This window comes from Microbacterium sp. ABR10, from assembly GCF_057812175.1.
In genome coordinates this window covers 609,184-627,959 of record NZ_CM173821.1, presented here as the reverse complement: position 1 = coordinate 627,959, position 18,776 = coordinate 609,184, and the positions used below count along the sequence as shown (strand labels likewise).

Genomic DNA, 18,776 nt, shown 5'->3' with positions numbered 1-18,776 from the left:
GTCCGCGAGAGGAGGGATGCCACGGAGCACGCCATGCGGCGACTCGGGGTCGAGAGTGCCAGACATTCAGGGTGAATGCAAATTATGTCAATCGTTTGACATACGTGACGGCATTTCGTACGCTGAGGGCGAGGAGAAGGATCCACGTCTTGCGATTCAGAAAGCAGAACGACGTGACCACATTGCAGAATCGAGCGGGGCGTACGCGCCTTCGACTCGCAGCGATCGCCGCGGTGATCGCCACCACGGCGGTCCTGGCGGCGGGCGCCCCCGCGCAGGCGCAGCCCGCCCCCCAGGCCGTCGCGGGCTTTCCCGCACCGACGGAGCACACCCAGAAGGCCTACGACCCGGAGGCCGACTTCACCGCCAAGTGGACCCGGGCCGACGCGCGCCAGCTCCAGGCCATGAGTGATCCCGCTGCCGCATCGCGGGAGAACTCGATGCCCGAGGAGTACACGATGCCGACGGTGCCTCAGGACTTCCCCGACATGAGTAACGAGGAGGTGTGGGTCTGGGACAGCTGGACCCTCACCGACGGCACCTCCGCCCAGCCCAGCTTCAAGGGATGGGAGGTCGTCTTCTCGCTCGTGGCCGACCGCAAACTCGGCTTCGACGACCGGCACACCTACGCCAAGCTCGGCTACTTCTTCCGCAAGGCCGACGTCGCCGAGCGCCCCGAGGACGGCGGCTGGACCTACGGCGGACTGGTGTTCCCCGACGGCGCGTCCGGCGCGATCTTCGAGGATCAGTCCTTCAGCCACCAGACCGAGTGGTCGGGGTCTACGCGCATCTTCGACGGCAACAAGCTGCGCATCTTCTACACCGCGGTGGCCTTCTACCGCAATGACGACGGCTCCAACCGCAAGCCGTACGATCCGCGCCTGGTTCAGAGCGAGGGACGCCTGTTCGCCGATGAGAACGGCGTCTGGATGACCGGTTTCCGCGATCAGCACGACATGCTGCAGGCCGACGGCGAGTACTACCAGACCGGCGAGCAGAACGAGTTCTTCAACTTCCGCGACCCGTTCACCTTCGAAGACCCCGCCCACCCCGGCAAGACCTACATGGTGTTCGAGGGCAACTCGGCGTTCGCCCGCGGCGAGCGCGCGTGCACGGAGGAAGACATGGGCTACGCCCCCGGCGATCCGCACGCCGAGACCGCCGATGAGGCGATGGACAAGGGTGCGCACTTCCAGATGGCGAACGTCGGTCTCGCGGTCGCCGAGAACGCCGCTCTCACCGAGTGGCGCTTCCTGCCGCCGATCCTGTCCGCCAACTGCGTCAACGATCAGACCGAGCGTCCCCAGATCTACATCAAAGACGGCAAGTACTACCTGTTCACCATCACCCACCGCGGCACGTACGCCGCCGGCATCGACGGCCCCGAGGGCGTCTACGGCTTCGTCGGCGACGGCATCCGCAGCGACTTCGAGCCCGTGAACCGCGGCTCGGGACTCGCGCTCGGCAGCCCGGCCAACCTGAACTTCCCCGCGGGCACCCCCTTCGCCCCGAACCCCGATCAGCACCCGGGGCAGTTCCAGGCTTACTCGCACTACGTCATGCCCGACGGCCTCGTGCAGTCGTTCATCGACACGATCGGCACGAGCGACGACTTCGTCCGCGGCGGCACCCTCGCCCCGACGGTGCGCCTCGACATCGAGGGCGAGGCCGTCACGGTTGATCGCTCGTACGGCACGAATGGGCTCGGCGAGTGGGCCGACATCCCCTCGGGCTATGCGCACGAGATCGCCGGCACGTCCGACCCGCGGCCGATCGGCTGACCCACCGCCCGTGAGCGGGTGCTGCACCCGGCGAACGGGGATCCCCACCCCGTTGAGCGAGGCACCCCACCTCGAATGACGGGATACCCCACCCCAGGAACGGGGCTCCGCTGCGGCGGGGCCCCGTTTCGCCTTTCCGAGACGGGTGCCGGCGTCGACGGCGCGAGGAGCCCGGACGCGTACGCTGGCTTTCACCACCCCTGGGGAGGAGTGGTGAGGGGTCCGGGTGCCGATGGATGCCATGTCGATGGCGGACGCGATCCTCCGTGCCCTCGGCGGCGTGGAGAACGTGGTGGCCGCGACGCACTGCGCCACGCGCCTGCGGATCGATCCCCGCGAGCTCTCACGGGTGGACACAGCAGCCCTCGACGCCCTTCCCGGCGTGTTGGCCGCGCAGGTGGTCGGCGCGCAGGTGCAGATCGTGGTGGGCCCGGGGCGCGTCGACGACGTCGCAGACGCGGTGGATCGTCGGCTCGCACCGCCGGCCGCGTCATCCGTCCGTCCCCTCCCGACGCGGGCGATCAGCGTGCTCGTCGATGTCTTCACGCCGTTGCTCCCCGCATTCGTCGCGGGCGGACTGCTCACCGCGCTCCACAACGTCCTCGCCGGCCCCGGGGCCTTCGGCGACCTCGCGGTGGTGGATGCCGTGACCTGGCTGCGTGGACCGGTAGCACTGGTGGGTCTGCTGGGGGCGGCCGTCTTCGCCCTTCTGCCCGTACTCCTGGGTTTCTCCGCCGCGGGGCGCTTCGGCGGCAGCCCGTATCTCGGGGCGGCCATGGGGGCAGCGCTCGTCGCCGCCCCCGGTCTCTCGACGGACTCCGCCCTTCCCGCGATCCACCTCACCCCGGACACGGGGTGGGTGATCGCGGGAGTCGACGTGCTCGCCATCGACTACCGGGGAACGGTCCTGCCGATCATCGCGATCTGCTTCGTGCTGGCCCGTCTCGAGCGCTTCTTCGGCCGCCGGCTGCGCGGCTCGGCTCGCCTGCTGCTCGTTCCCCTGCTGACCCTGCTGACGACGGGCCTGCTCGCCTTCCTGGCCCTCGGACCGGCGTTGCGTGTCACCGCGGACGCCGCCGCGGTCGGCATGGAGTGGTTGTACAGCAGCGCCGGACTCCTCGGCGGTACCGTCGTGGGCGCGGTGTACTCCCCCCTCGTCGTGACCGGGCTGCACCAGGGTCTCATCGCCATCGAGCTGGGACTGCTCTCGACCGGCGGCTCGTTCATCTTCCCCGTCGCCGCCGCCGCCAACGTCGCCCAGGCCGCAGCGACGCTCGCCGTGTGGGTGTCGGCGCGCCGGGGCTCCCGGTTGCGGGCGCTGGCGGCGACCGCGACCGCTCCGGCCGCGCTCGGTATCGCCGAGCCCGCGATGTTCGGCGTGACTCTGCGCCTCCGGGCGCCCTTCGCCATCGCGGTGGGGGCGACGGCGGTCTCCGCGACCCTGCTCGCAGCCTTCCGCGTGGAGGCCGTGACCCTGGGGGCGGCGGGTGTCTTCGGCTTCCTCTCGATCGCCCCCGGCCGGGTGGGACCGTTCCTGCTGTGCCTCGGCGTCTCGATCGCGCTGTCGTTCACCGGAACGCTGGTGTGGGCGCGGTGGCGGCGACGACGCGGGCGTCCACTCGATCAGGACGGGTCGGCCGAGCCGCGCGACGACTCCGTGGTGCGCTCCCCCGTCTCGGGCACCCGGGTCGAGGTCTCGACCCTCGGCGACCCGGCCTTCGCCGCGAGTGCGCTGGGCCCGACCTCCGCGATCGCCCCCGCCTCCGGTCTCGTCTCCTCTCCCGCGGAGGGAACGATCAGCGCGATCGCTGCGGCTGCACACGCCTACGGCGTCACCACCGATGACGGGACGGAACTGCTCGTGCACGTGGGTATCGACACGGTACGGCTGGGCGGCCGCGGGTTCCGCCCGCTCGTGCGCGTCGGCGACCGGGTGTCGCCCGGTGACGCGCTCGTGCACGTCGACCTCGCGGCCGTTACAGCGGCGGGGTTGGATCCGGTGGTGCTCACGATCGTCACGAACGCCGACGAACGCGCGTTCAGCGCCGTCGACGGACCCGACGACGTGAGCGCGGGCACACCCGTGCTGCGCCGGCGGACCTCCGCGAACGAAATCTGATTAACCGCTTGACCATTACTCGGAGAGCTTGCTAGCTTCTGCGTAACCGATTAACCACACGGGTTTCATCGGCGCAGTGAGTCTCGACGAGGAGTCATCCGAATGCACGAACGAGGGTTCTTCCGCCCGCCCCACGCCTGGGTCGGCGACGTCATCCCGTGGCAGGAGGACGGCCGCTTCCACCTCTTCTACCTGCACGAGTCGCGCCGGACGCCGAAGGTCGGCATGCCGTGGCACCGCGTCGTCACCGACGACCTCGTCACCTTCACCGAAACCGGCGCGGCGTTGCCCTCCGGCGGTCCGGATGCCGACGACTTCAACGTCTACACCGGCAGTGTCGCCGTGGCCGACGGCATCCATCACCTCTTCTACACCGGTCAGAACCCCGAACGCCGCGGCGCCGACGGACTGCCGTTGCAGCTCGTGCTGCACGCGACCAGCACCGACGGCATGCGCACCTGGCAGCGTCACCCGGCGCACACGTTCGGCGCGACCACGGGCTACGAGACGGCCGACTGGCGCGATCCGTTCGTCTTCCGCGACGAGGACGCGGGCCTGTGGCGCATGCTCGTCACCGCCCGGCACGCCGAGGGACCCGAGCGCCGCCGCGGTGTCATCGCGCAGTGCGTCTCGCGCGACCTCCGCACGTGGGAACCCGCCGAGCCGTTCTGGGACCCGCGGCGCTACATCGCGCACGAGTGCCCCGAGGTGTTCGAGTGGAACGGCTGGTGGTACCTGGTCTACTCCGAGTTCAGCGAGTCCTTCACCACCCGCTACCGCGTCTCGCGCAGCGTCCACGGCCCCTGGACGGTCCCCGCCGACGACAGCCTCGACGGCCGCGCCTACTATGCGGCGAAGTCCGCCGCCCGGGGCGACCGGCGCTTCTTCTTCGGCTGGATCGCCTCGCGCGAGGGCGGCGTCGACGACGGCGCCTGGCAGTGGGCGGGCACCCTCTCGGTGCTGGAGGCCGAGCAGGACCCCGACGGCACACTGCGGTTCCACCCCCCGGTCGAACTGGGCGAGAGCTTCGATCAGGGCGTCGCCGCCGTGGCATCCGGAGCCGTTCTTTCCGCCCCCGACGGCTACGCCGACCTCGTCGTCGCCGAAACCGCCCCGGCGGCCTTCCGCATCGATGCGGTGTTCGACATCGCCGGGGGCACGACCGAGTGCGGCCTCGTGCTGCGCGCGAGCGACGACGGCGACGAGGGCTACATCCTGCGTCTGGAGCCGCGCCGCAACCGATTGGTCTTCGACCGCTGGCCGCGTCGTCGCACCGGCGGTGAGCAGTGGCAGATCTCGGGCGACGTGCCCTTCGCGGTCGAGCTCGAACGCGCCGTCACGCTCGACGCCGGCCCGCACCGGCTCGAGGTGATCGTCGACGGCGACCTGTGCGTCGCCACCGTCGACGGGGCCGTCACCCTCAGCACCCGCCTCTACGACCGCACGACCGGCGGTATCCGCGCGTTCGTCGGCGAGGGCGCGGTGAGCGTTGTCGCGCTCGAGGTGACCACTCGCGAAACCGACGGCGGAGTCCCCACGGCCCGGCGCGACACCCTGCTCGTCACCTCTTCCTGACTCCACCCGCACCCGAACCACACATCAACGGAGATTCACATGGTCCACCACGCACGCACGGCCTCCTGGGTCGCCCTGGCCGCCGCCACCGCCCTCGTCCTCTCCGGCTGCGCCGGCACCGGTGGCGGCGGCGACCCGACGAACATCGACCCCGAGGGCGAGGTGAAGCCCCGCGAGATCTCCTGGCTGCTCTCGCGCCCCGCCGACGGCGGGGTCATCACCGCGATGCAGAAGATCGCCGACGAGTACGCAGCCAGCCACCCCGGCTTCGCGCTGACCCTCATCACCACGCCCGATCGGCCGAGCTACATCCAGAAGTACGAGACACTCGCCGCCGCGAACAAGCTGCCCGAGCTCTTCGACACGGATGCCACCCCCTTCGCGCAGAAGCTCGCGGGCCAGGGGCGCATGGTCGACGTCGACCTGCTGCTCGAGGACCTGGGCATGGCCGACGACTACCGCGAAGCGGCGCTGAACTACCAGCGCTTCGACGACGGCTCGCTGTACATGGTGCCGTTCGAGTTCCAGCTGGAGTTCTTCTGGTACAACCGCGACCTGCTGGCGCAGGCCGGCGTCGAGGTGCCCGCGACGCTCGACGACTTCGCACCGATGTGCGAGGCGCTTCGCGCACAGGGCATCACCCCCATCGCCCTCGACGGCGCCGACGGCTGGCCCCTCGAGCGTTACATGGCGTACTACCCCTTCCGTCAGGCCGGCCCCGAGTACGTGCAGAAGCTCAAGACCGGGGAGGCGAAGTTCTCCGACGCCCCCGGGCGCGCCGCCGCCGAGTGGCTCTCGGGCCTCGGCCGGGCCGGCTGCTTCCAGGAGGGGTTCTCCTCCACCGGTTACGCCGACGCGCAGGCGCAATTCACTTCGGGCAAGGCCGCCGTCTACAACATCGGCACGTGGGAGCTCGGCAACCTCGCCACCGACAAGCTCGACGCGGGCGTCCGCGACAGCGTCGACTACTTCACCCTCCCCACACTCCCTGACGCCGTCACCGCCGACGACGAGTACGTGACCCCGTCGGGCATCGGCATGGCCGTCAACTCCGCCACCTTCGACCCGCTCGTACGCGACTTCCTCGCCTTCGCCCTCGAGCGCTACCCCGCCGAGGTCGCCGCCTCCGGCGCCCTGTCGCCGACCACCGGCGTCGAGACCGAGATCCCGGCGGCCGCCACCCCGCTCTACAGCCGGGCGATCGCCCAGGCGGGCGAGGTCGGCGAGAACATCGCCATGCCGTGGGACACCCAGCTCGATCCCGCCACCAACACCCGCCTGCAGCAGGAGCTGACCCTTCTCGTGCAGGGCGACATCACGCCCGATGAGTTCGTGAGCACCATGGATGCCGCCCTGACGGAGAACGTCGGTGGCTGACACGCTCGCACCTCGCCGGCCCCGGGTGACCGGGGCCGGCCGGCCCATCCCGCGCCGCGCGCCGATGCGAACCTCGATGCTTCCGAGGCGATCGGGGTGGGCGGTCGCCGTCTTCCTCCTCCCGCCCCTGGCGCTGTACAGCGCCGCCGTGCTGCTGCCCATCGGTCAGTCGCTCGTGCTGAGCCTGTTCGAGTGGGACGGCATCACCGACCTGCAGTTCGTCGGGCTCGACAACTACGTCAAGATGTTCACCCGCGACGACGTGTTCTGGACGGCGTTCGGCAACGCCCTCGGATACCTCGCCATCTGCCTGGTACTGCAGCTCGGTGGCGCACTCGCTGTGGCGGGTCTGCTGACGGCCCTCCCCCGGGCTCGCGAGCTCGTCAAGACGCTCTACCTCCTGCCGGCGGTCATCTCCACCGTCGCCATCGCCTTCCTCTTCCTGCGCGTGTACTCGCTGGAGCCGGTCGGCCTGGTCAACCAGCTGCTCGCCTGGGTGGGCCTGGAGGGCCTGCAGACGGCGTGGCTGTCGAATGTGCAGACCGTGCTGGCGGCGGTGTCGATCCCCGAGGGATGGCGCTTCACGGGCCTGTACATGCTCATCATCTACGCAGCGCTCATCGCCGTGCCCAAGGAGCTCGAAGAGGCCGCGCGCCTGGACGGCGCCTCGTGGTGGCAGACGTTCTGGCGCATCCGCTTCCCCTATATCCGCCCCGTGTGGATCACCACCACCGTCATGGCCACCACCTTCGCCCTGCGCGGCTTCGACATCCCGTACCTGCTGACCAACGGCGGCCCGGGACAGGCGTCGGAGCTCCTGACCACCTACATGTACAAGACGGCCTTCGTCCACACCGACTACGGCTACGCCAGTGCCATCTCGGTCTTCATCGTCGTGGAGTGCCTGGTCGCCGTCGGCCTCATCTTCCTGCTGTTGCGTCGGAAGGACGCGTGATGAGCATCACCCTCACCCCCGCCCCCGTGGCATCCGCCCCCCGGGCTCCCGAGCCCGAGAACCGCCGGGTCCAGCGCTCGCCGCGCCTGCGGGTGCAGCGCACCCTGCTGACCGTCACCGTCGTGCTGATCGTGATCGTGCAGGTGTATCCCCTGCTGTGGCTGTTCCTCACGAGTTTCCGAAGCGCCGCGGACTTCGCCGGCGGCGATCCGTTCGCCCTGCCGCGGGAGTGGACGCTCGACAACTACGCCCGCGCCTTCGGCACCGGCAACCTGCTGCTGAACATCGGCAACTCCCTCATCGTGACGCTCGGGGCGAGCCTGCTGATCGTCGTCGCCGGCATGATGGCGGCCTACGCACTGCAGGTGCTCGGTTTCCGCCTGAGCGGGTTCGTGCGGGCGCTGTTCCTGCTCGGGATCATCGTGCCGGTGCAGATCGCGCTCGTGCCGCTGTTCATCGACTACTCGCAGGTCGGGCTGCTCGACACCCACCTGTCGATGATCCTGCCACTGGCCGCGTTCTCGTTGCCGATGGGCGTGTACCTGTTCTCCTCGTTCTACGAGTACATCCCGCGCGAGCTCTACGAGGCCGCCTCGCTCGACGGAGCGGGCCCGTACCGCATCTTCCTGCAGATCACCGCGCCCCTCTCGGTCAACACGATCATCACCGTCGTGCTCGTGAACAGCATCTTCATCTGGAACGACTTCATCTTCGCGAACACCTTCGTGCTCTCCGACGGGCTCAAGACCATCCCGCTGGGCCTGCAAAACTACATCGGAGCGATGGGCAACACCGACTGGACGGCGACGTTCGCGGCGGTGTGCGTCACGGTGACGCCACTGCTGCTGGTGTTCCTCGTGCTCAACAAAGCGATGATCGCGGGCCTGGAGAGCGGAGCCACCAAGGGATGAACGCGAGGACCCCCTCATGACCACGACCATGCGCGATGTCGCCAAGGCCGCCGGCGTCTCAGTCGCGACCGTGTCGCACGTCGTCAACGACAAGCCGGGCGCCCGCATCGGCGAAGATGCGCGACGCCGCGTGCAGGAGGCGATCGTGGCGCTCGGATACCGCCCGAACGCCCTGGCCAAGACGCTGTCGGAGGGCAGCTCTCGCTTCATCGGGCTGGTGGCGGATGCCATCGCCACCACGCCCTTCGCCGGTCAGATCATCCACGGCGCCCAGGACGAGGCCTGGCGTCACGGCTTCGTCCTGCTCGTGGCCAACACCGAGGGCAACGCCGCCGCCGAGAACGACGCGATCGCGATGATGCTGGAGCACCAGGTGCGCGGCATCCTGTACTCCACCTGGTATCACCGCGAGATCGAGGTGCCGCCGCCGTTGCAGCACACCGAGACGGTGCTGGTGAACTGCTTCGCGGGCGACGACTCGTTCGCCGCGGTGGTCCCCGACGAAGAGCAGGGCGGACGCACCGCGACCGAGCACCTGCTGGCCGCGGGGCATCGCCGCATCGCGTTCGTGAACACCACGTCGCCCTCGCCGGCGCGCAGCGGCCGACTGGCCGGGTATCGCTCGGCGCTGGGGGCGGCGGGCATCGCCCGCGACGACGCGCTGGTTTTGGAGGCCGCACCCCAGCAGGAGGGCGGCTACGACGCGACCGCCGCCGTCGTCGCCTCGGGCGCGACGGCGGTGTTCTGCCACAACGACCGCGTTGCGATGGGACTGTACGACGGCCTGCGCGAGCGCGGCCTGCGCATCCCCGACGACGTCGCCGTGATCGGCTTCGACAACCAGGACGTCATCGCCGCGCACCTCCGACCGCCGCTGTCGACCGTCGCGCTCCCCCACTACGAGCTCGGAGCCGCAGGGGTGCGGACACTGCTCGGCCTCGAGTCCCCCGCCACCGGCGCGCGGCAGCTGATCGCGTGCCCCTCCGTCCCCCGGGAATCCGTATGAGCCTTCCCCGCCCCCGATTCCACCTCGCCCCCGCCCGCAATTGGATGAACGATCCCAACGGGCTCGTCTTCACCGGGGACCGATGGCACGCCTTCTTCCAGTTCAACCCCGAGGGCAACGACTGGGGCAACATGAGCTGGGGCCACGCCTCGAGCGCCGACCTCCTGCACTGGGACGAGCATCCCGTGGCGCTTCGCCACCGACCCGGCGAGCAGATCTACTCGGGCTCGATCGTGGCGGGAGACGACGGCACGCTCAGCGCGTTCTACACGAGCGCGTACGACCGCGGCATCCAGGCCCAATCGCGCGCGACCAGCGTCGACGGCGGCACGACCTGGACGATGGATGCCGCGAACCCGGTGCTCGATCGAGGAAGCTCGGACTTCCGCGACCCCAAGGTGGTGCGCGTGCCCGGCGGCGGCTGGCTGATGCTCGCAGTCGAAGCGGTGGAGCGCCGTGTGGTGTTCTACGCCTCCGACGACCTGTCCACCTGGCGCGAGACGGGATCGTTCGGCCCGCTCGGCTCCGAGGGCGTCGTGTGGGAATGCCCCGACCTCGTGCGGCTGCCGGTGGAGGGAACCACGGAACGCGTCTGGGTGCTGCTCCTCAGCACCAACCCGGTGGGCGACGACGCCGACCCCGCAGGCTCGGCGATGCACTACGTCGTCGGCGACCTCGTCGACGGCGTCTTCCACTCCCTCGACGGCGATCTGCGTCCGCTCGACCACGGCCGCGACTGCTACGCCGGAGTCACCTTCGACAGCGCCCCCGGTGGCTCCGCGGTGATGCTGGCGTGGATGGGCAACTGGCGCTACGCCCACGTCGTCCCGTCCTCGCCGTGGCGCGGGGCCATGTCGTCGCCGCGGACGCTCGGGCTGCGCCGCATCGACGACGCGCTCCACCTCGTCCAGCACCCCGTGCTGCCTCCGTCCGGCGAGCTCGACGCCTCTTCGCTGCGATTCGAGCCGCACGCCGTGCTCGACGTGCGGTGGGATCCTGCCGCCGCGGGCAGCGTGCGCCTCCGGCTGGAGGGCGAAGGGGATGCCGTGGTGGAGGTCGTCCACGACCCCGCCGCCCGCACGCTCTCCGTCTCGCGCACGGGACGCGCAGCCGATGGTCTGCACCCCGACTTCGCCGGCGTCCGCACCGCCCCGCTGGCAGACCCCGCCTCGGGCGCCCTGACGCTCGTGATCGACGGTCCGCTGCTGGAGGTCTTCACCGACGACGGTCTCACGGTGCTCTCGCACCTGGTCACCCTCGGCGCCGGACCCATCACGGTCTCGGCGAGCGCTGAGACCTCCGTCGTCCCCACCGTGCGCGTCGGAGAGGTACGCGTCGGCGCGACCGGCGACGCCGCGCAGGAAGGTCCCGCGGCTCCGGCGGCCGCCTGACCGACGTCTCCCCTGAACCGCCGGCCCACCCGGCGGGCGCACCGCCGCGCCCGCCGATCACGAGGAAGTGAGTAGCACCATGCCGTTCGAGATCTCCCGACGCGCCCTCCTGCAGGGCGCCGGGGCCGGGGCCTTCGGCCTCGCCCTGGCCTCCACCTCCGCCCCGTCCGCCTACGCGGCCGCGTCGCAGCGCGCACTGTTCCACATGACACCCCCGACCGGTTGGCTGTGCGACCCGCAGCGTCCGATCGTCTCCGGCGGGCAGTACCAGCTCTACTACTTGCACTCCGACGTCAACAACGGGGCGGGCGGGTGGGATCACGCCACCACCGACGGCGTGAGCTTCACCCATCACGGCGCGGTCATGCCGCTCACCGGCGGCGTGCCGGTGTGGTCGGGATGCCTCGTCGTCGATGCGGCGAACACCGCCGGCTTCGGCGCGGGAACCGTGATCGCGCTCGCGACCCGTCCCACCGACGGCATCCGCAAGTATCAGGAGCAGTACCTCTACTGGTCGACCGACGGCGGGTTCAGCTTCACCATGCTGCCCGATCCCGTGCTGGTCAACACCGACGGCCGCACCGCCCAGACCCCCGCCCAGATCGACAACGCCGAGTGGTGCCGCGACCCCAAGGTGCACTGGGACGCCGTGCGCGGCGAGTGGGTCATGGCCCTCGGGCGCGCCCGCTACGCCGGCTTCTACACCTCGCCGAACCTGCGGCAGTGGACCTGGCGCAGCAACTTCGACTACCCGAACCCGCAGCTCGGCGGCATCGAGTGCCCCGACCTGTTCGAGATGACCGCCGACGACGGCACCCGCCACTGGGTGCTGGGGGCCAGCATGGATGCCTACGGGGTGGGCCTTCCGATGACCTACGCGTACTGGATGGGCACGTGGAACGGCACCCACTTCGTCGCCGACGACCTCACCCCCCAGTGGCTCGACTGGGGATGGGACTGGTACGGCGCGGTGACCTGGCCGAGCATCGAGGCCCCCGACACGAAACGCCTCGCCATCGGGTGGATGAACAATTGGAAATACGCCGCCCGCGACGTGCCCACCGACGTCACCGACGGGTACAACGGTCAGAACTCGATCGTGCGCGAGCTGCGGTTGGCACGGCAGTCCGGCGGGTGGTACAGCCTCCTGAGCGCCCCCATCGCCGCTCTGGCCTCCCGCGCCACATCGACGGTCACGCTTCCCGATCGCGCGGTGAACGGCGGCGCGGTGCTGCCCTGGACGGGTCGCGCCTACGAGCTGGAGCTCGACATCTCGTGGACGGATGCCGACAACGTGGGAGTCTCGGTCGGTCGCTCCGGCGACGGCTCGCGACACACCAACATCGGCAAGTACGGCGCCGATCTGTACGTCGACCGGGGGCCCTCCGAACGCAGCGGCTACGCTCTCTCGCCCTATACGCGGGCGGCGGCGCCGATCGACCCCGCCGCCCGGTCGGTGCACCTGCGCATCTTCGTCGACCGGCAGAGCGTCGAGGTCTTCGTCAACGCCGGGCACACGGTGCTGTCTCAGCAGGTGCACTTCCTCGACGGCGACACCGGCATCTCGCTGTACGCCGACGGGGGCACGGCCCTGTTCTCCGGCATCACGATCCGCGAGTTCGCGGTGCCGGTGTAGGGGGAAGAGGGGACACCCGGGGGCGCGCACGGCGCGTCCCCGGGGTAGCACAGCGGCGGCTTCGCGGTCCAGTGCCTGCTCACAGGGCGGCATCCCGTAGAATCGGTGCGAGCAAGGGGAGTACTCCCACCGCGACGATCTCGTCAGTACGGTCCACGCCATCGTGAACCCGGGACGTCGGCCCATTCGCCGGGTGGAGGAGACCTTGGTGTTCTGTCGTACACCTGAATTCCCTTGGAGGCCGTCTTGGGCGTCACACCCCTCGTCTGGATCATCACTATCGCGGTCACGATCGCGTTCTTCGTCTTCGAATTCTTCGCGCACGTGCGAAAGCCTCACGAGCCCACGGTCGCCGAGTCCGCCCGGTGGTCGGCGTTCTACATCGGTCTGGCATTGCTGTTCGGCGTCGGCATCGGGGTCTTCTCGGGATGGACCTTCGGCGGCGAGTACTTCGCCGGCTACCTGACCGAAAAGGCCCTGTCGATCGACAACCTCTTCGTGTTCCTGATCATCATGACCGGGTTCGCCGTGCCGAAGATCTATCAGCAGAAGGTTCTGATGGTCGGCATCGTGATCGCGCTCATCATGCGCGGCGCGTTCATCGCCGTGGGCGCGGCGCTCATCGAGAACTTCTCCTGGATCTTCTACATCTTCGGCGCCCTCCTGCTGTTCCTTGCGTACCGCCAGGCCTTCGCCCACGGCGACAGCGACCCGGCCAACGGCAAGTTCATGCAGTTCGTGCGCCGAGTGCTGCCCGTCAGCGAGCAGTACAACGACGACAAGCTGACCGTGAAGAAGGGCGGCAAGCGCTTCGTCACCCCGATGCTTCTCGTCATCATCGCGATCGGCTTCATCGACCTCGTTTTCGCGGTCGACTCGATCCCGGCCATCTACGGCCTGACGAACGAGGCGTACATCGTCTTCACCGCCAACGCCTTCGCCCTGATGGGTCTGCGCCAGCTGTACTTCCTCATCGGCGGTCTGCTCGAGCGCCTGGTCTACCTCGCACAGGGTCTGGCCGTCATCCTCGCCTTCATCGGTGTGAAGCTGGTGCTGCACGCCATGCACGTCAACGAGCTCCCCTTCATCAACGGCGGTGAGCCGATGCTGTGGGCCCCGGAGATCCCGATCTGGTTCTCGTTGCTGTTCATCGCGGCCACCGTGGCGGTGGCGACGTGGCTGAGCCTGCGCAAGACGCGCAACGACCGCCAGGCGAAGGAGCGCGAGACCTTCGACGGCGAGAAGGTCATCCACGCTCCCGAGGACTGATCCCTCGCCCGGGCCCGCGGTGCACGCCACGTCCCGGCAACCGAGCCCCGCAGCGGGCCCGCAGCGCACGCCACGTCCCCGTTGGCGCACGCCGCGGGCCCGTTGCCGTATCCGGCATCGGTGCGCAACCCCGGCGAGCGGGCGGATTCCGCGGCCTACCGTGGCGGGCATGACGCGATTCGGCTACACCCTCATGACCGAGCAGAGCGGCCCTCGGGCGCTCGTCGACTATGCCGTCGGCGCCGAGCGCGCCGGCTACGACTTCCTCGTCTCCAGCGATCACTACTCCCCCTGGCTGACGAGCCAGGGGCACGCACCCTACGCCTGGACCGTGCTCGGCGCTGTCGCGCAGGCGACGTCGGACGTCGAACTGATGACCTATGTCACCTGCCCGACGGTGAGGTATCACCCCGCGGTGGTCGCGCAGAAGGCGGCGACCCTGCAGCTGCTGTCTGAGGGGCGCTTCACGCTCGGCCTGGGCTCGGGCGAGAACCTGAACGAGCACGTCGTGGGCGAGGGCTGGCCGGCGGTGCACGCCCGCCAGGACATGCTCGTGGAGGCCATCGAGATCATCCGGGCCCTCCACACGGGCGACCTCGTCACCTACGACGGGGAGTACTTCCGCGTCGACTCGGCGCGGGTGTGGGATGGGCCCGACGGCGGCGTCCCGATCGGCGTGGCCGTTTCGGGCGAGCATTCCATCAAGCGATTCGCCCCGCTCGGCGACCACCTGATCACCACGGAACCCGACGCCGAGATCGTGAAGGGCTGGGACGAGCACCACGACGGCGAGTCGCGCAAGATCGGGCAGATCCCGATCAGCTGGGATCCCGACAGGGATGCCGCGATCGCGCGCGCACACGATCAGTTCCGCTGGTTCGCGGGAGGGTGGGCCGTCAACGCCGATCTGCCGACTCCGGCCGGGTTCGCCGGCGCGTCGCAGTTCGTACGTCCAGAAGACGTAGCGGAGTCCATCGCGTGCGGCCCTGACCTCGACAAGCTCGCCGAGAGCGTGCGTCCCTTCATCGACGCCGGCTTCACCGACATCGCCATCGTCCAGGTCGGCGACGAGAAGCAGCAGCAGTTCGTGGACGAGATCGCCGCCCCTCTTCTGGACAAGCTCCGCGCGCTCTGATTGCCGCCCGGGTGCCTCCGCGCGCGGGGCCCGGAAAGACCACGCAGTGGTCCCCGGGGTCCCGCGGAGAGGTCCCCGGGCGCCGGGCCCCGCAGAGGACTCGCCGGGTTGTTCGACTCGGCCCGCAGTCCCCCGGTCCGCACACAGTTCCTTGAGCCGCCATCGGCGCGGGGACCGTCACGAACACGGCGACGAGACGACCGCCCCTCCTTACACGCCGTCGCGCAGATCGCGGAAGAAGGTGTCCACGTGCTGTCGCAGGCCGTCGATCCGGCGGTCGCGCGCGGCTGGCGCGTCGTGCCCGAGGTATGCGGGTGGATCGAGCCGGCGGACGTTGCGCGAGCATTCGAACTGCGCGCACACCAGGATGCCGACCGTGTTCCCGGCGCGCCCGGCCTTGCCCGTACGGCGGGCCGAGAAGAACACGACGTCGTTGGGCAGCGTGATGTCAGAGCACCACGAGCACTGCGGCCGTGAGCGCGTGGGCTGCTCCGCCTGGCGCAGCTGCAGGCCGACGGCTTCTCCGTCGATCTCGGCCACGACGAACCCGAGGAGCGGAGCCTTGGCGTCGCGCCAACCGACGTAGTCGCGCCGGTCCCAGTCGGTGGTTTCGATGTCGGTGGGGAGGACGATCGCGCCGCGCTCACGGGTGGAGACGTTGACGAACGAGGCGCGGAGGGCGGTTGCGGAGAGGGCGTGCATGGTGTTCCCGTCGATGGGCCGCCCGGGCAGCAGGCGGCAGGGCGTCCGCAGGGCGTGCGAACGAAGGGACCCGGTCGTCAGACGACCACGGGTCGGCGACGCCCGCACGAACGGCGGGACGTCGGCACCGGTCACCCGGCGAGGAAGGCGGCGCGCAGAGCGCCTCTGCCGCCGGCGCTCCGCGCGCCGACGACCCCCTCACGCCCGGAGGGCATCGACGAGGTAGAGGGGACCATACCCCTACGATACGCCGGTCAGGCGCGCAGGGCCGCGGAGCCGAGCGTGCGCTCCACCGCGATCTCGAGCACGACGCGGTCGGGGTTGACGCGCGGTTGGCGGTAACGCGCTGCATAGAGATCGACGGCGTGGGCCACGGCATCCGCGTCGTCGCTCACCCGGGCCGTGCCCTCGAAGCTGATCCAGCGCCCGCCGTCGACGGAGCAGATCGAGGCGCGCCCGCTCCGTGCGGCGTTGACGAACTTCTGCGTACCGCGGGAACCGATGACGCGCACGACGCCGTCCTCGTAGGTGAAGCCGACGGGGACGGCGTGCACCCGCCCCGAACGTCCGACGGTCGAGAGGGTGGCCAGGTGATATTCGCTCAGGAAGGAGCGCGCGTCGTCGGTCAGCACGTCTCCAGCGTGCCACGTCCGACCGGGTCCGATACCGTCCGCGTGGCGGAATCCCACCGGCGCACGCCGGTTGCGGTGACGGCGAGCTCCGTCTCCCCCGTCTCGGCCAGCACCGCCAACGCCTCACCGATGCGTTCGAGCGGCACACGCCGCGCAAGGGTGACGTGCGCCGTCCACGCGCCGGGCCGCGTATGGATGGCGTCCTCCCCGGGGTCCGCCAGTGCGTGGACGCGGGCATGGAGATCCAGCAGCTCGACCGAGGGGATGACCGACCGCGCGATCACTCGCGACCGGCCGGCCCCGAAGAGCAGCGGCGCGCCCAGTGTGAGCTTCAGAGGCAGCTCCGCGGCGAGCGGCGAAAGATCGGCGTCGGCGAGCTCGGGGCGCACGAGCAGCGTGATGTGCGGACGGTTGCTCTCGCCGGTGTGGCGCGCCTGGCTCGGCAGATCGGCAGCGCGCAGCGCGTCCCACTCCCGGCGCACCGCGGCATCCGAAGGCTCGTCGAACACGAGTTCCAAGCTGACGACGGAGGACACGGTACTCAGCGCGTCGACCACCACGCCGCTGCCACCAGCAGCGGCTGGAAGAGCAGGCGGACGAATCTCTTGCGGTCGGTGTCGAGCCCGAACGCCGAGCGGCCCTTGCGCCACTGGTCGATGTTGCCGGGGAAGATGGCGACGAAGAACGCCGCCAGCGCGGCACCGATCCGGCGCCGTTCCCGCGGCAGAGCCACGAGCGCCAGACCGAAGGCGGCCTCGACGACTCCGGATGCCACGACCACGGCATCCCGGTCCAGCGGGCCGCGCTCGACGACGACGTCGGGCACCTGCGCCTGGAAATCACGACGCGCGAAGGTCAGGTGGGCGGTACCGGCGAACATCATGGCCGCAGCCAGCGTCCAACGCACGACAGGTCTCATGCCAGACACGCTAGTTCGCCCTGCGGGCGGGCTCTGCGGGCTTGACGAGGCGCTCATGACGGGCTCTACGGCACCCGTCCGGATTCCGCAACCCCGGGCCGCCTTCCGCCTGCCCCGGTTGACTGGATCACGAACAAGGAGGTGCACCGTGACCATGACCGACGCCGCGTCCCCCGCGACCCGCGACGGCGATCTCGATGCCCTTCTCGTGCGCGCCGCCACGGGCGACTGCGAGGCCTTCGTGGCGTTCTACGATGCGACGGCGTCGCGCGTGTACGCGGTGCTGTTGTCGGTGACGGGTGTCGCCGCCCGAGCCGACGCGCTGCTGGAGGGCATCTACCTCGAGGCGTGGGAACGCATGCGCGGGCGCAGCGCCCCGCCCTGCCCGGGGATGCAGTGGGTGTCCGCGATAGCCCACCGCCACGCCACCGGCCGTCGATAGGGTTCGCGGGCGCGTGGTCCGATTTCGTTCCACCACCGTGATTCTCGGCTGTCGAACTAGAATGACGGCACGGGTGGCTGAGCCTCGAGGAGACGTATGACGATCGAGATCGAAGACGACGCCGCGACCACCGCTGCACGGGCGGTCGAGCGCCTACGCCTCGCCGAGGCGCGGCTCGCCCGCCGCCGCCAGTCCGATTGCGGACCGAGCGAGAACGCGCGCGCCGCGATGCGCTTCATCCTCGAGCGTGCCGATGCGGGAGCCACAGTCACTCCCTCTGAACTCGCTCAGCACCTCGGCATCTCCGCGGCATCGGTGACGGGCATGCTCGACCGGCTGCACGCCGGTGGTCTGATCGCCTTCGTCGCGAATCCGACCGACAGGCGCAGCAAATTCGTCGTGCCGTTCGACCGCGGGACCGATCCCGACGCCATCGATCCGGTCACGGCGCAGATCCGTGCCTTCGCCGCCGAGCTGCCCGACGACGCGGCAGACCACGTGGCCGCGTTCCTCGACCGCGTGCGAGAGGTCGTCGACGCGGAATGCGCCTGAGCGCGATCACGCGCTGGACGGCGAGTCGGCATCGGGCTCTGGGGTGACGCTGAGTCCCTGGGGCGCGCTGGCTTCGTTCATCAGGTCCTCGATCCACCGGCGGTTCAGCTGCGGGGGCCTGCTGCCGTAGAAGTGGAAGACGAGGGGGATCGACGGCGAGACCCACAGGGACCGCGTGCCGCTTCCGTCCCCCATCGGGAAGTGGAACATGAACGGCTCGCTGCGGCGCAGCTTGTTCATGAAGACGACGCGCAGGTGTGAGAGCGTCCGGTCCTCGATGTCGAATGTGTGACCGAGCGTGTTGTAAACCAGTTTTCCCACCGGACGAGTCTATATCGCTGCGGCTCATGAACTATCTGAGGGATACGCGCATC

General features: G+C 69.8%; 18 protein-coding genes. 13 read left to right on the top strand and 5 right to left on the bottom strand.

Annotation, left to right across the window (positions count from 1 at the left end):
* Positions 1-173: 173 nt before the first annotated feature.
* From ACXKZF_RS02795 to ACXKZF_RS02745, 11 genes are all read left to right on the top strand, one after another.
* Positions 174-1,781, top strand: coding sequence for a glycoside hydrolase family 68 protein (locus ACXKZF_RS02795; RefSeq protein WP_243222793.1), 1,608 nt, complete (start codon positions 174-176; stop codon positions 1,779-1,781).
* 232 nt (positions 1,782-2,013) lie between these two features.
* A complete protein-coding gene (locus ACXKZF_RS02790) occupies positions 2,014-3,900 on the top strand; it encodes a glucose PTS transporter subunit IIA (protein ID WP_488985315.1) in 1,887 nt (628 codons plus the stop codon).
* Positions 3,901-4,002: 102 nt separating this feature from the next.
* Positions 4,003-5,475 carry a family 43 glycosylhydrolase gene (locus tag ACXKZF_RS02785; RefSeq protein WP_488985314.1) on the top strand — a complete coding sequence of 491 codons (1,473 nt, stop codon included), beginning with the start codon at positions 4,003-4,005 and terminating at the stop codon, positions 5,473-5,475.
* A 39-nt stretch (positions 5,476-5,514) separates the two neighbouring features.
* Positions 5,515-6,852, top strand: coding sequence for an ABC transporter substrate-binding protein (locus ACXKZF_RS02780; protein WP_488985313.1), 1,338 nt, complete (start codon positions 5,515-5,517; stop codon positions 6,850-6,852).
* Between the two features lie 76 nt (positions 6,853-6,928).
* A complete protein-coding gene (locus tag ACXKZF_RS02775; RefSeq protein ID WP_055959263.1) occupies positions 6,929-7,807 on the top strand; it encodes a carbohydrate ABC transporter permease in 879 nt (292 codons plus the stop codon).
* On the top strand, positions 7,807-8,718 hold the full coding sequence (locus tag ACXKZF_RS02770) for a carbohydrate ABC transporter permease (RefSeq protein ID WP_055959265.1): 912 nt from the start codon (positions 7,807-7,809) through the stop codon (positions 8,716-8,718). The genes ACXKZF_RS02775 and ACXKZF_RS02770 overlap by 1 nt, the downstream gene beginning before the upstream one ends.
* Positions 8,719-8,734: 16 nt before the next feature.
* The gene (locus tag ACXKZF_RS02765; protein WP_055959267.1) at positions 8,735-9,724 is read left to right on the top strand and encodes a LacI family DNA-binding transcriptional regulator; all 990 of its coding nucleotides are present in this window, start codon (positions 8,735-8,737) and stop codon (positions 9,722-9,724) included.
* Entirely contained in the window at positions 9,721-11,115 is a 1,395-nt protein-coding gene (locus ACXKZF_RS02760; RefSeq protein ID WP_055959269.1) for a glycoside hydrolase family 32 protein, read from the top strand. Before ACXKZF_RS02765 ends, ACXKZF_RS02760 begins: the two co-directional genes overlap by 4 nt.
* Positions 11,116-11,194: 79 nt before the next feature.
* Positions 11,195-12,751, top strand: a complete 1,557-nt coding sequence (locus ACXKZF_RS02755; RefSeq protein WP_488985312.1) for a glycoside hydrolase family 32 protein — start codon at positions 11,195-11,197, stop codon at positions 12,749-12,751.
* A 246-nt stretch (positions 12,752-12,997) separates the two neighbouring features.
* Entirely contained in the window at positions 12,998-14,020 is a 1,023-nt protein-coding gene (locus ACXKZF_RS02750; RefSeq protein ID WP_055960180.1) for a TerC family protein, read from the top strand.
* A gap of 169 nt (positions 14,021-14,189) precedes the next feature.
* Positions 14,190-15,155, top strand: a complete 966-nt coding sequence (locus tag ACXKZF_RS02745; protein WP_488985311.1) for an LLM class F420-dependent oxidoreductase — start codon at positions 14,190-14,192, stop codon at positions 15,153-15,155.
* A gap of 210 nt (positions 15,156-15,365) precedes the next feature.
* Here the strand turns inward: ACXKZF_RS02745 and ACXKZF_RS02740 are convergent, their stop codons facing one another.
* The 4 genes from ACXKZF_RS02740 to ACXKZF_RS02725 all read right to left on the bottom strand — a co-directional run bounded on the left by ACXKZF_RS02740 (position 15,366) and on the right by ACXKZF_RS02725 (position 17,408).
* The gene (locus tag ACXKZF_RS02740) at positions 15,366-15,857 is read right to left on the bottom strand and encodes an FBP domain-containing protein (protein ID WP_488985310.1); all 492 of its coding nucleotides are present in this window, start codon (positions 15,855-15,857) and stop codon (positions 15,366-15,368) included.
* 254 nt (positions 15,858-16,111) lie between these two features.
* Positions 16,112-16,489, bottom strand: coding sequence for a PPOX class F420-dependent oxidoreductase (locus ACXKZF_RS02735; protein WP_055959278.1), 378 nt, complete (start codon positions 16,487-16,489; stop codon positions 16,112-16,114).
* Entirely contained in the window at positions 16,483-17,046 is a 564-nt protein-coding gene (locus ACXKZF_RS02730; protein WP_488985309.1) for a 2'-5' RNA ligase family protein, read from the bottom strand. Before ACXKZF_RS02730 ends, ACXKZF_RS02735 begins: the two co-directional genes overlap by 7 nt.
* On the bottom strand, positions 17,031-17,408 hold the full coding sequence (locus ACXKZF_RS02725; RefSeq protein WP_488985308.1) for a DoxX family protein: 378 nt from the start codon (positions 17,406-17,408) through the stop codon (positions 17,031-17,033). Before ACXKZF_RS02725 ends, ACXKZF_RS02730 begins: the two co-directional genes overlap by 16 nt.
* Positions 17,409-17,556: 148 nt before the next feature.
* On the opposite strand from ACXKZF_RS02725, the gene ACXKZF_RS02720 reads away from it, so the two are divergent.
* Together ACXKZF_RS02720 and ACXKZF_RS02715 are read left to right on the top strand one after the other, a co-directional pair.
* Positions 17,557-17,850 carry a sigma-70 family RNA polymerase sigma factor gene (locus tag ACXKZF_RS02720; RefSeq protein ID WP_243222802.1) on the top strand — a complete coding sequence of 98 codons (294 nt, stop codon included), beginning with the start codon at positions 17,557-17,559 and terminating at the stop codon, positions 17,848-17,850.
* Positions 17,851-17,946: 96 nt separating this feature from the next.
* Positions 17,947-18,402 (top strand): MarR family winged helix-turn-helix transcriptional regulator, encoded by a 456-nt coding sequence (locus ACXKZF_RS02715; protein ID WP_314455418.1) that lies wholly within the window; start codon positions 17,947-17,949, stop codon positions 18,400-18,402.
* A gap of 6 nt (positions 18,403-18,408) precedes the next feature.
* Here the strand turns inward: ACXKZF_RS02715 and ACXKZF_RS02710 are convergent, their stop codons facing one another.
* On the bottom strand, positions 18,409-18,723 hold the full coding sequence (locus ACXKZF_RS02710; protein WP_314455415.1) for a DUF7882 family protein: 315 nt from the start codon (positions 18,721-18,723) through the stop codon (positions 18,409-18,411).
* Positions 18,724-18,776 lie beyond the last annotated feature (53 nt).

What these genes read in the sequence shown, in the direction of transcription:
- ACXKZF_RS02790 (WP_488985315.1), top strand. Translation starts at nt 2,014, where the DNA reads ATGGATGCCATGTCGATGGCGGACGCGATCCTCCGTGCCCTCGGCGGC.
- ACXKZF_RS02785 (WP_488985314.1), top strand. Translation starts at nt 4,003, where the DNA reads ATGCACGAACGAGGGTTCTTCCGCCCGCCCCACGCCTGGGTCGGCGAC.
- ACXKZF_RS02780 (WP_488985313.1), top strand. Translation starts at nt 5,515, where the DNA reads ATGGTCCACCACGCACGCACGGCCTCCTGGGTCGCCCTGGCCGCCGCC.
- ACXKZF_RS02775 (WP_055959263.1), top strand. Translation starts at nt 6,929, where the DNA reads ATGCTTCCGAGGCGATCGGGGTGGGCGGTCGCCGTCTTCCTCCTCCCG.
- ACXKZF_RS02770 (WP_055959265.1), top strand. Translation starts at nt 7,807, where the DNA reads ATGAGCATCACCCTCACCCCCGCCCCCGTGGCATCCGCCCCCCGGGCT.
- ACXKZF_RS02765 (WP_055959267.1), top strand. Translation starts at nt 8,735, where the DNA reads ATGACCACGACCATGCGCGATGTCGCCAAGGCCGCCGGCGTCTCAGTC.
- ACXKZF_RS02760 (WP_055959269.1), top strand. Translation starts at nt 9,721, where the DNA reads ATGAGCCTTCCCCGCCCCCGATTCCACCTCGCCCCCGCCCGCAATTGG.
- ACXKZF_RS02755 (WP_488985312.1), top strand. Translation starts at nt 11,195, where the DNA reads ATGCCGTTCGAGATCTCCCGACGCGCCCTCCTGCAGGGCGCCGGGGCC.
- ACXKZF_RS02745 (WP_488985311.1), top strand. Translation starts at nt 14,190, where the DNA reads ATGACGCGATTCGGCTACACCCTCATGACCGAGCAGAGCGGCCCTCGG.
- ACXKZF_RS02740 (WP_488985310.1), bottom strand. Translation starts at nt 15,857, where the DNA reads ATGCACGCCCTCTCCGCAACCGCCCTCCGCGCCTCGTTCGTCAACGTC.
- ACXKZF_RS02725 (WP_488985308.1), bottom strand. Translation starts at nt 17,408, where the DNA reads ATGAGACCTGTCGTGCGTTGGACGCTGGCTGCGGCCATGATGTTCGCC.
- ACXKZF_RS02715 (WP_314455418.1), top strand. Translation starts at nt 17,947, where the DNA reads ATGACGATCGAGATCGAAGACGACGCCGCGACCACCGCTGCACGGGCG.